Raw genomic sequence first — 12,098 nt, forward strand, 5'->3', positions numbered from 1 at the left:
CGAAGGGAAAAGTTATGAGCAACGCAAAAGACGTAACTGACGCAAGCTTCAGCACGGATGTCCTGGCTTCCGAGAAGCCGGTCATCGTAGACTTCTGGGCAGAGTGGTGCGGCCCCTGCCGCAAGCTTGGCCCGATCCTCGACGAAATCTCCGTTGAGTACAGCGAGAAGGTTGACGTTGTAAAACTCAATGTCGACGACAACCCCGCAATCGCGGCCGAGTACGGCATCACGTCCATCCCGGCCGTGTACCTGTTCAGCGGCGGAGAAGTTAAGAGCACTGTCATTGGCGCCAAGCCGAAGCAGTTCTTCGAGAAGGAATTTGCGGACGTTCTGTCCTAGGTTCACTTCCGTATCCTGATTCGTCGAAAGCCGGCGGTTGCCGCTCCTGAGGGGGTGGGAACCGCCGGCTTTTGTCGTTTTTCAAGGAAATGAACCAAATTCGGTCTCTTTCCCGTGGCTGGTTGCCGTAGTGGGCTTCGTTCGCGACCGCTTCGTGCATTTCACTTCTCCCTACCTGGGGTAGGCCGAAATTCGCGCCGACCGGCCAAACCCACTCTCACCTACCTCCAGTGCGACCGAGGACCGGGTGCTGATTCCAGGGAGCCCTCATGTCGACGCCCCCAACCGTCTCTGACATACCGACCCCCGAACAGAGATGCCATGAGCTGAGTCCGGCCTCCCTCTCAAAAGCCAGGAATCCTTCAGGTTGATTCGCTGGGGAGCTGGCCGCTCGCTAGGATAATCGTCACCCATGGGAAATGGATGGCGGAGGCTGCACCGGCGGGTAAGGTCTTCTCTACGTTTGCGCCGGTTCCAACGGACCACCTTCAGTTCCCTGAACGTCAGAAGCATTGAGAGTAAGGGGTACTCAGAAGCGCTCGGTTCTAGCCATAGCAGTCCGAGCAATGCAAGCGTAGACGGCTGAGTTATGGTTCCGTGTGTTCTCCCAGCACCGGTAGCCCGCGCCGAGCAAAGAACTGCGGTCGAAGGAATTGCATCCTTGTCTCGTCTGGAAAGGGTTGCAATGAATCCGAACTCGAACTGAAGTTCGGATACGCCCCATTCAGTGGATCTTGCCTAGACAAGACCAAGTGGGGGAAACTGTCCGCTTTTTCGTTGCCAGGAAATGTTCCTGGTTCCGCAACTGTAGACAAGTGCTAGGTCCCACATTTGGTCAAATCCCACGTGCTCAGGTGAAGCCGGCGCCGCATGGAGGCCTTCCTGTAGGGGAGAAATGCGTCGAATGTGTGGCTGTTTCACGTGAAACACTCGGCCTGACTTCGAACCCAGGGCTTGGGAGGTCGGTGTACCCCAGTTGGGGAGTGCCTGCACTCATCACCGGCGCAGGGGTGCAAAGGGGAAGAGTCAGTCTACGGCCCGCCAGAGTACTTCGTAACGCCATGGAAGTAGTCACAGCAGTCGACCACTCAGCCCCTCGTGGATGCCTGGTGTTTGAACGGTCCCATTGCAGGTATCGGTGGAATCCGACCGGCTGAAGGCGCTCTCAGAGCCTCCTGAGAGCCCTGGCATGCATCCACACCAAAGAAGGTCAGGAACTCAGCGTTGGTGCGCTCTGATTGGAATTCAAGCAACCGAGTCCCTACCGCTGGATGGCAGGTAGCTGAGCAAACGAACCCAATAATAGTTTTGGGAATTATCCACCGACAGACTCCAGGTGCGCCAGCAACGACTATGGGTCCATCGCGGGCTTGGATAGATCAGAGCGACAATCAAATCGTCGTGATTGACGCCTCTCAACAGGTATAGAAGCCACGACACCGAAAGGATCACTTGTTGGGCATGAGCGCTCCAGCAAAGAAGCGTGACGTATCGCCTTCGCTCTGCTGCCTCCGGGCTGCCCACGAACAGAAACAGTCCAAATCCTGTGTCACCGCACCACTTGAGTGACCGCCTTCCGCATCCTGATGATTAGTCGTCCCGCCAACTCTGCAGCTCGCAACCACGCTCAGATCAGAGTCTTCGGTGCGGTCTTGCGGTGTTTCACGTGAAACACACCCGAACATTCCGCAGCTGTGGCCCCCCGCACGGTCTCCCAAGGGCCACGGATGCCACAACCGTGCCTGGGTAAGGCCCTGGGTAAGAAGGTCGTCCTCTCCTCAACGGAACACCTACCAGCGCATACGGTTCTGGTGCTGCAGGGTCCGGCGGTTCCCAATATTATGCCCCCCCCGCAGTGCCTCGTCCTGCCAAGTGCTGCTGACCTACTCAAGGCCTATCGCTTGAGCCGCGTTCCAGTCCACCAACCGATGACGGGAGCACGCCACCTGCAAAGGTCCAAGTGCCCCAGACGTGACGATTGAGCCCCCTAACGCGTCTCGCGCAGGAATGGGGCGCAGCACACAGAAGGGCCGGCAGGAACCCAGCGAGCTCACCTATAGAGCCGTCGCCACTGCCCGGAGGAAGCCTGCTAGAGGATTCACCCGACCGGCAGAATGAAAGCTCCAGAAACGCACCAGGCGTGCTCGAAAGTGCACTCACACACTGGCCCCTCCATCACCGGAGACTCACACAGTGGTCAATCGATCCTGCGATGTTTCACGTGAAACTGTGGCCACCCGAGCACGCCTTGTTTCACGTGAAACGTCGCAGCACTCGTATCCAGCACATGGCGTAGCGCTGTGCCATAGACGGGTGCAGCAAACTGGATTAGACACTGACGGCTACGGACGACTTGGCCACGCTCCTCCATGGATGCTTCGGCGTCCACACTCGTAGCCGGCAGTTCACGACTGGACCAAGTCTGGCCATTCAAAACGCCAACCAAGACCCGGGGGAGGTGAGCAATGACCACCCTGCGGCGGAACTGCGGAGCGCACCGCAGATTGTGCTGGAGGTCGAACGCTGACGTTGCCAGCACTTGCGACCAACTGACCTCCAGGACTCAGCGCTCGACCCTATCCTGATGCTTCAGGATAGGGTACGGGGACGCCGCCACGGGAAACCACCGAGTAGCTGACCGCAGCAGACATCTGCTCTAGACATCGGATGAATGTGCATCCTCGAAGAAGCTGGCTATTCTTACCGATCTGCGAAGTGGCGTTCAGATGGCAACTAGAACCGCTGTTGGTCCGCAAAGAAGTGGCGGCTATTCCAACACGGCAACATGAACGCGAGCAACCCCCTACAATGAACCACTATTCGGGAGGCTGGGTCAGACCGTCGGAGCGAGCTAAATCGCGGACGTGACGACGAATGCACGTGTCAACGCAGACACTTGTCCACTGATGCACCTAACCCGACATTGAAGTTGTGCACACTCTTATCCACAGGCTTATCCACGGCCCATGACATTATTCACAGAGCCCTACGTCGTCCGTGGTGGGTCAATGAAGACCCTACCGAATTCACCGCTTTCAAGCTGCCGCATTGCACGGCTCTGCGAGCTCGTCGGACTCAAGTGAAAGTACGCCAAAATCAAAGGAATATGGCGTTAAACACAGTCAAAAAAGCCCGCCGCGTCAGCCACCCGGGACCGCCGTATACGCAGTGCTCCTAGCGACGGATAGCAACCAGGCGAGAACCCTGGGGCAAACCGCATTGCGCTCCGAAGGTGGGAGTGAAACCGAAACTTGCACACAAAGTTATCCCCAATGTTATCCACAGAGATATCCACTGCGATATGCACAGTCGCGAGGCACCCGTGACAGTGCTTCTGCAGCGTGAGTCGGGTCGTCTGTTTCACGTGAAACATGTAACAACTATGAGGATCAAGAGAGATGACAAGGCGACCCCTAGCAAGGGCAAACCTTCCTTTCTTAGGCGCAGGGAGAGTGTTGCTCTGTCGTGACGGGCGGTCAACAGGTGAGACCCTGTAGCGGCACAAACGACATCAGACCATTCCGAGGCCGTTCCCAAGTGCGCCTGCGCCGAACCCACAGTTGCGCGCGTCTTTGGAAGGTGTTCTTTGAAGGCGCTGCACTGAAACGTTGAGACGGCCCATGCTGCACTGCAGCTGTCACCTCGAGGGGGAGGCCCCGTATGCTCCAGAGTTCCACGTATCAGTTCGGCGTGATGCTTCGGCAGCCCGGATCGACGCCTGCGCCCATAGCCAACTGCAGGGAGACAAGACAGCGGGGATGCCCAAAGCCCCCACGCCTGATGCGTCTCCACGCGTGCACAACTCAAGCCCACCGCAGCCAAGCACACACACCTGTCCACGACGCCAGGAGCACTCGGAAATTCCGGCCACCATAGCTCTCCGGCGAGGAGCGGCCTGCGCCCTCTATCGAATGTTCGGTGGCTGCTCCCCAGGACGGTGAGCGCGGGGGACTTCGGCACGTGGCCCAGTCTCCGAACCGACTACGTTTGCCCTGGTGCCTCTGCCTGCAGACCTCCACGTGCGTGGCTCAGTTCAGCACCGAGGTTAGCCGAAGTTGGACTCTCCACCGCCTAGGCCGGATAGGAACGACACCGTCTCCAACACAACAAGATGCCGGGGGCCTGGCCACGCGTTAGTCAATGATCCAACCTGTCACTTTCCCAGATGCGCATGGGCCATTCTCAGCCCATCCGGCACGCCAACGTCGAAGTACGCAGCCTACGTCTTCCAAGGTCCTCTGCCAGTCGACGGAGAGGCACTGATCGTACTATGTCCATCACATTCCGAATACGGCACGGATCGCAGTGAGTTGCGGAGGGCATTGTCACAGCACAATCCGGAGCGGGCCTGATATGGCAATGGAAATTATGCCTTCCAGCCACTGGGGTCCTGGAGGGCATCCAGCCAGGGGACTGCTCTTCGCGACCCAATCACGACTCAAGTGACCCCGACTGCACTCCTCACAACTGGACCTCATTCCAAACAGACAGGGGAGCGGTCCAGTATGGTCGTGAGGCACAATGCCGCCCACCACAGCCCGCACCCCTACATCACTCAGCTGCCCCCCCCTACATCCCAATGCCCGAGAATCTCGGAACTGCACAATAGGGCCGCTGAGGTTTCATCATTGGATTTGCCGAGACACCTGTTTCACGTGAAACATCCAAGGAGCCGGGGAATTGGTGAATGACATGCAACGAGACTCTAATGCGGAGTTCCAGGTTGGTTCATATCGGCAACCGCGCGTTAGGCGGCTTGGGGACTGAAGCAGGGATCCAAACCCTATTCATCCACTGACTAAGATCGAACCCTAACCAACATGACTCCCATCATCTCTTGAGTGATTCGTAACCCCTTTACCGATATGCGAGTGGCACCGTTTCACGTGAAACGTCGGCACGTGATCATAGAAGGCACACAGGCAGAGAGCTCGTACCAGCCGGCTAGGCAGCCACAGCTCAAGAAAACAACCTACGGAGTCCTTTGCCCGACACCATCATTCAAGTTTTGCCGGTACTACCTGGTGCAATGGGTCAGAAACCGAGTACCTTGACGCCATCCAACCGAGGCATGGAGCCTACTTCATTGTTCACGGCAGGCAGCTATCGAGCCGAACGATTGCGGAAAGCGGGTCTCCCGCCTCTCATAGTTGGGCGGACGGGCTGCCACCCGCCCAACTGTTCGCCCACGGTTCTGAGTCTCAGGCATTCTGCCTAATGGTACGAGAGCCGCGCAGGCCCCAGAACAGACCGCAATCTTAGAGATACTCGCACGCCGGAGACTGTCCACAGCAGTTTCACGTGAAACATCCCAAAGAATGATCCTTCTGCTCGTTCAAGACCAACGAGACCGATCAAGCGATGGAGCTGCCCACCCTCATGAGTCGCTACGGCCACCACCAAATGTGTTCCGCAGCAGCGAATACTCATTCCGGACGCAAAGGAGTGTGCACTCCTTCCAATGCGCCCCCCACCATCCACCTGCCTCACAGTCAGCGTGAAACCGCCACAATCGAGCCTACTCCTCGGCGTATGCGCATTCTTAGCCGCGTAGGCACGAGCCTATCAACCAAGCGACACAGTCGCCTGACCACTCAGGGGTGCAGCATTTCGACGATGGACTCGGCAATAGCCATTCAGCGACCAATTCGAAGCGCAAACTGACCAAATCCATCGGAGACCTGGAGCCGTAATTCCTGCGCTGCAAACCTACTAGGCGCAGTCTCACCACGCGGATTTCCCTCAGAATGGCGGCCTGGCTGCAATCGCCAGTTTCACGTGAAACATTGCGCCGGGACCATCCACTCACAAAACCAATGCACACACTTCCGGCAGGAACAGTCTTGAGCCACGCGGGCAGATTAGCCACCCGCTCTAAATGGGCCATTCCTACTGAGTTATGGCACAAAAATGGGACTCACTCGAAGAGTAAGCCCCATTCAGTTGAATCAATATGAACTAGTCTTCGGCACCAGGTCCAAGTACATCCATGATGCGGTTGAGATCCTCGACGCTGGCGAACTCAATGCTCACGCGTCCTTTACGTGCGCCAAGGGTAATCTTCACGTTAGTATCCAAACGATCCGAAAGGGATGACGCCAAGTAGTCCAAGCGCTCATGGCGCGCGTTGGCCTTTGGGATGCTGCTCTTGGCAGGAGTAGTGGGATCCTGATACAGAGCCACTGCCTCCTCCGTAGCTCTCACAGACATACCCTCAGCCACAATCTTCTGTGCCAAGCGTTCCATCGCAGCTGCATCAGGAAGTGCGAGGAGAGCACGTGCATGGCCGGCAGACAACACACTGGCGGCCACCCGACGCTGCACCAACGGCGGAAGCTTCAGGAGGCGGAGAGTGTTGGACACCTGGGGGCGTGATCGACCGATACGGTCCGCAAGCTGCTCGTGAGTGGTCCCGAAGTCTTCAAGGAGCTGCTGATAGGCCGCGGCCTCTTCCAAAGGGTTCAGCTGGCTGCGGTGCAGGTTCTCCAGCAGAGCGTCGCGCAGCAGGTCGTCGTCGGTGGTGTCGCGGACAATTGCAGGAATGGTTTCCAGTCCCGCGGCCTGTACTGCACGCCAGCGGCGCTCACCCATAACCAATTCATACGGTTCTCCACCCTTTTCGGTTGAAGTACGTACAACAATTGGCTGGAGGACTCCAATTTCCCGGACAGAGTGCACCAGCTCGGCCATGTCGTCTTCATCGAAGACCGAACGGGGCTGTTTGCGGTTCGGGTGAATGTCGCCCACGGGAATCTCGGCAAATCGAGCACCGGGAACCTCCACCAACTCCACGTCCGCAGCAGAGCGAGTGGACGACGTCGTTGCAGCCTCAGCGGATTCCGAGTCATCCACCGTCAGATCAGCGGACGCGGCAGCTCGCTTAGTAGCAGGCTTCGCTGGCGATGACTTCGCGGTGGACTTGACCGGGGCCTTGGCAGCCGCAGTTTTGGTCTTTGGCGCTGCAGCCTTGCCAGCGGCCGGCTTGGACTCCGCCTCAGGCGTTGATTCGTGAATCGGAGCTTCTACGGCCTGCTCTTCTGTCTTCCTTGCTTCCGGAAAGAACAGGTCCACTGGGCGGGATGGTGCGGCGCCGTTTCCCTGGGCCGCGGCCGAGCTAGGAATGAGAGCCCCAAGACCCCTGCCGAGGCCCCTTCGCTTTTCGCTCATTGATTCATCCCTCCGATGAAATAGCCGAGCACGGAACTGCTCAGGCTGTTGCAGTGTTTCAAGAATTCTAGCGTTCAGCGATTTCGGCAGCGGCTTCCATGTAGGACAGCGCGCCGCTCGACGAAGGATCGTAGGTCATGACCGTTTGCTGGTAGCTCGGCGCTTCAGAGATGCGCACGGAGCGCGGAACCACAGCTCCCAAAACTTGCTCGGGGAAGTGCTGACGGACCTCGGACGCCACCTGCGCAGCCAAGTTTGTCCGACCGTCGTACATCGTCAGCAGAATCGTGGAGACCACCAGGTCAGCGTTGAGGTGCTTCTGGATCATCTCGATGTTCTTGAGAAGCTGGCTCAGGCCTTCAAGTGCGTAGTACTCGCACTGAATGGGAATGAGCACTTCACTCGCGGCACAGAACGCATTGACTGTCAGCAGTCCCAGACTCGGTGGGCAGTCAATGAAAATGAAGTCCAGGCGGCCTTCGCCGTTCTTCTCCCGCTCCTTGGCATAAACGTCAATGGCGCGTCGAAGCCTCTGCTCGCGGGCCACCAGGGAAACCAGCTCAATCTCTGCGCCGGCGAGGTGAATAGTCGCGGGTGCACAAATCAGGTTCGGAATGTCTGGGCACGGAGCCACAACGTCCTTCAACGGAAGGTCATTGATCAGGACGTCATAGATGCTGTCGACGTCGGCATGGTGCTCAATGCCCAAAGCCGTCGATGCATTGCCTTGGGGATCGATGTCGATCACCAGCACGTTGAGGCCAGCAGAGGCCAGGGCAGCGGCGATGTTCACCGTAGTAGTCGTCTTACCGACCCCACCCTTCTGATTGGAAACCGTGAAGATGCGGGTCTTGTCCGGCTTGGGCAGTTCCCTGCCAATCAACCGTTCGCGCCGACGGGTCTCGTTGGCCAATTGGCGGGCGATGGGACTCGAATCGTCAATGGAATCCATCACGTTATGCACTCCATCAGATACGGTTTCACGTGAAACAGCAGCATTATCAACCGAATCAGTGCGCACTATCGCCGACTGAAGAGACGCAGAGGGTGTGGCCATGGCCCGCGCGGACCCCAAAGACATAAACGGGGGGATTCGCTGCGTGGAGGTTTCACTACTGCCCACTGGTCACACTCTCACTCTCATTCGGCGCTTGCTGCCGTTCTCTAGCCTAACTGCTCAGCCGCCGACACGCGGGAAACCGAGCGGGTCTCAGACTGTCTTTCCGGGCTTATTGACGATAATCCTCACCACGGTGGTGGGTTCCTCCAAAAGCTCCTGTCCACAAACCACAACGGACGTTTCCACGCCGCCAAGTTTGCGGATGACCTTCTTTGCCTTCTCAATCTCCTCGGCGGCACTGCGACCCTTGATGGCCACCACTTCACCACGGCCGTTCAACAGCGGAATCGTGAGGCCTGCCAGGTTGGACAGAGCAGAAACTGCCCGGGCGGTAACAACATCTGCGTCAACCATTCCGACAGCGAGCTCAGCACGCGTCTTCATGATGGTGACGTTGTCCAGGCCGAGGTCATCAACGACTTCCTGGAGCCAGATGACTCGACGTTCCAGCGGCTCAATCAACGTCAGCTCAAGGTCCGGACGGGCAATCGCCAGGCAGAGACCCGGCAAGCCTGCGCCGGAACCAACGTCGGCCACATGGCTGTCCATGGCAATGGCGGATTCAATGACTGCACAGTTAAGAACGTGCCGGCTCCACAATCGCGGAATCTCGCGAGGGCCAATCAGTCCGCGCTCAGTTCCTGACGTCGCCAGGTGTTCCACATAGCGCTTGGCGAGATCCAAGCGCTCCCCAAAGATCTTCTCTGCCGCTTCCAATTCAGCTGCGGTGATGTCAACCATGAGCTGCTAGTCAGCCGAGACGACGATGTGGCGGCCAGCGCCTTCGCCTTCGGACTCGGAAACAAATCCGAGGTCGGCGACAGCATCGTGCACGATCTTGCGTTCGTAAGCGCTCATCGGCTCAAGGGCGACGGTTCCGCCGTCGGACTTGACCTTGGCAACGGCGTCTTCGGCGATCTGCTGAAGGACGCCGGCGCGCTCCTTGCGGTACCCGTTGATGTCCAGCACCAGGCGCGAACGGTTTTCGGTGGCAGAAAGAACAGACAGGCGGGCCAGCTCCTGCAGTGCTTCCAGGACCTCACCGTCGCGTCCTACGAGGCTGTCCAAGGCTGCGGACTCTTCATCGGCGCCGATGGAGATGTACGTGCGTCCATTGCGAACCTCGATGTCGATGTCGCCATCGATATCGGCAATATCAAGAAGTTCTTCGAGGTAGTCGGCAGCAATGTCGCCTTCCTCTTCCAAACGGCTGGCCGTCTTGGACTGCGTCTCTTCCGTGGAGACTTCCTGGTCTTCAGTCACAGCGGCGATAACTTCTTCAGTGCTCTCGGCAGACATTACTTCTTCTTCCTGTTCTTACGTTGTGGCTGGACGCGCTGGGCACGGATTTCGGCTGCTGCAGCGGCAGCAGCTTCGGCTTCAGCAGCAGCGTCCGCGGTCTTCTTGCCACCCAGCAGCGGCGGCAGGCCCTTCGCAGCGCGTCGCTCCTCCAGTGCCTTGGCGGCAGGTGAGCCCGGGGTGGGCATACGACGGATGACGAAGAACTGCTGGCCCATGGTCCAGAGGTTGGTGGTGGTCCAGTAGATAAGGACACCGATCGGGAAGTTGATGCCGCCGATACCGAACACGAGCGGCAGGATGTAGAGCATCATCTTCTGCTGGCGCATGAACGGGCTGGCCATGGCCTCTTCGGACATGTTCTTGGCCATGATCTGCTTCTGGGTGATGAACTGCGAGGCCGTCATGGCGACGATCATCACGATAGAGAGAACTACCACCGAGACGTTTCCAGCCCCGCCGTGCAACAGCGCAGAAGAAAGTGGTGCGCCGAAGATGCTGGATTCGTCGAACTCAACTACCTGCTGGGCACTCATGGCACCGATGCCATTGCCCGCGTTCTTGGCGTTGGAGATACCCGACAGCACCTGGAACAGCGCGAAGAAGAACGGCATCTGAATCAGCATCGGCAAACAGGCCGAGAACGGGTTGGTGCCGTGCTTCTTGTACAGCGCCATCTGCTCCTGCGCCATGGCCTGGCGGGAGAGCTGATCGGTCTTGCCCTTGTACTTGGTCTGAAGCTTCTTCAGGTCCGGCTGCAGCAGCTGCATGCCGCGCTGCGCTTTGATCTGCTTGACGAAGACTGGAATCAGGGCGGCACGGATCACCAACACGAGGCCGATGATGGACAGAGTCCACGTCCAGCCGTTCGCGGCGGGCAGGCCAATGAAGCTCAGTCCCTCGTGGAAGCCAACCATGATGATTGACACCAGCCACTTGAACGGAAACATGATCGTTTCAAAGAAGTCCATACGATATCCCTATTCGTTAGGCCGCCGAGCGGCCTTCTTCATCAGCCTGAGCAGCCAGGAACTGGTCCGGATTGTTCAGTACAACAATTGTGGGCGTCCGGCCTTCGGGCCAGTGACGGTGACCGGCGGGGACGTGGTCCACTCCACCGGCGTTCCAAGGGTGGCATTTGGCGAGCCTTTTGGCTGCGAGCCAGCTACCCTTTACGGCGCCATGCACCGTTACTGCTTCCAGGGCGTACGCCGAGCAGGAGGGAAAGAAACGGCAAACCTGGCCGTACAGGGGCGAGATGACCTTGCGGTACGTCTTCAGCAAGAGAATGAGAATGTTGCGCGGCAACTCCCAGAGGAAGGTGCCCACCGCAGCGGACAGATTCCTGGAGGGAACCTGTCCGGAGGGCGCGCTTGAAGAAGGAACGACGGCGGTGCTTAGGTCATGCACGCGGTGTCCCTTCCGTTGTGGTGCCGTTGTGTTCAGTCGAAGCGTTGCGTGGAACTGAGCCACCCAATCGCTTCGTCGTCACTGCCAGTGCGGCGTTGTAGTCAGAGAGCAGTTGCTCCCAGCTGGCAGATGCAGCTGCAGGCAATGCCCGGACCACGACCGCCAGACCCGTTCCATGCGTGTGCAAGGACAGTCCGCCTATTTCTCTCAGTCTCCTCTTAACGAGGTTCCTGGTCACGGCGTTCCCGACGGCTTTGGAGACAATGAAGCCGATTCGACTCGGCTCCCCGGCCCCGATAGAGGCCGTATATAACACTAAGTTCCGGCGTCCATTGCGGACGCCGGAACGTACAGTTGTTGAAAAGTCGGTAGACGTCCGCAGACGGTTAGGGGTGGCTAGCACCGTAAAACCCGCAAAAAGACCCTGACCGACAAGTCAGTTATTTACGCCGACAGTTCGACGCGGCCCTTGCCGCGACGGGCAGCCAGGATGGCGCGGCCGGCACGGGTGCGCATACGAAGGCGGAAGCCATGCTTCTTGGCCCGACGGCGGTTATTCGGCTGAAAAGTCCGCTTGCTCACGTTAGTTACTCCAGTGGATCAAAGGTGCGCCCACCCGATCAAAAAAGGGGAAGAACTGGCCGACGCTAAGTTTTGTATGTGCCTGCCGCCGTTGCCTTCCATACGGTGAACGTACGGAGTTACAACTGATCTCAAAAGCGGACACAAAGGACTTCACAACGTTAGGGCAAAAAGGCACC

General features: G+C 58.3%; 9 protein-coding genes. 1 reads left to right on the forward strand and 8 read right to left on the reverse strand.

Features of this window, described 5'->3' with window-relative positions; genetic code table 11:
- Positions 1 to 14 precede the first annotated feature (14 nt).
- Positions 15 to 341: a thioredoxin gene (trxA, locus tag J3D46_RS04355; RefSeq protein ID WP_014923339.1), complete on the forward strand. Its 327-nt coding sequence runs from the start codon at positions 15 to 17 to the stop codon at positions 339 to 341.
- Between the two features lie 5,958 nt (positions 342 to 6,299).
- On the opposite strand, the gene J3D46_RS04360 is transcribed toward trxA, so the two are convergent.
- From J3D46_RS04360 to rpmH, 8 genes are all read right to left on the reverse strand, one after another.
- Complete coding sequence (locus tag J3D46_RS04360) at positions 6,300 to 7,508, reverse strand: ParB/RepB/Spo0J family partition protein (RefSeq protein ID WP_231338794.1); 1,209 nt, start codon at positions 7,506 to 7,508, stop codon at positions 6,300 to 6,302.
- Between the two features lie 67 nt (positions 7,509 to 7,575).
- The gene (locus J3D46_RS04365) at positions 7,576 to 8,631 is read right to left on the reverse strand and encodes a ParA family protein (RefSeq protein WP_231338793.1); all 1,056 of its coding nucleotides are present in this window, start codon (positions 8,629 to 8,631) and stop codon (positions 7,576 to 7,578) included.
- Positions 8,632 to 8,718: 87 nt separating this feature from the next.
- Positions 8,719 to 9,369: a 16S rRNA (guanine(527)-N(7))-methyltransferase RsmG gene (gene rsmG / locus J3D46_RS04370; protein WP_253465277.1), complete on the reverse strand. Its 651-nt coding sequence runs from the start codon at positions 9,367 to 9,369 to the stop codon at positions 8,719 to 8,721.
- 6 nt (positions 9,370 to 9,375) lie between these two features.
- Positions 9,376 to 9,927, reverse strand: coding sequence for a R3H domain-containing nucleic acid-binding protein (locus J3D46_RS04375; protein ID WP_231338791.1), 552 nt, complete (start codon positions 9,925 to 9,927; stop codon positions 9,376 to 9,378).
- Positions 9,927 to 10,898: a membrane protein insertase YidC gene (gene yidC / locus J3D46_RS04380; RefSeq protein ID WP_231338790.1), complete on the reverse strand. Its 972-nt coding sequence runs from the start codon at positions 10,896 to 10,898 to the stop codon at positions 9,927 to 9,929. The genes J3D46_RS04375 and yidC overlap by 1 nt, the downstream gene beginning before the upstream one ends.
- Before the next feature lie 16 nt (positions 10,899 to 10,914).
- The gene (gene yidD, locus J3D46_RS04385; RefSeq protein WP_374110761.1) at positions 10,915 to 11,400 is read right to left on the reverse strand and encodes a membrane protein insertion efficiency factor YidD; all 486 of its coding nucleotides are present in this window, start codon (positions 11,398 to 11,400) and stop codon (positions 10,915 to 10,917) included.
- Positions 11,330 to 11,740 (reverse strand): ribonuclease P protein component, encoded by a 411-nt coding sequence (gene rnpA / locus J3D46_RS04390; RefSeq protein ID WP_231338789.1) that lies wholly within the window; start codon positions 11,738 to 11,740, stop codon positions 11,330 to 11,332. The genes yidD and rnpA overlap by 71 nt, the downstream gene beginning before the upstream one ends.
- Before the next feature lie 41 nt (positions 11,741 to 11,781).
- Positions 11,782 to 11,919 (reverse strand): 50S ribosomal protein L34, encoded by a 138-nt coding sequence (gene rpmH, locus J3D46_RS04395; protein ID WP_011776797.1) that lies wholly within the window; start codon positions 11,917 to 11,919, stop codon positions 11,782 to 11,784.
- Positions 11,920 to 12,098 lie beyond the last annotated feature (179 nt).

The sequence above is a fragment of the Paenarthrobacter sp. A20 genome, assembly GCF_024168825.1.
GTDB lineage: Bacteria > Actinomycetota > Actinomycetes > Actinomycetales > Micrococcaceae > Arthrobacter.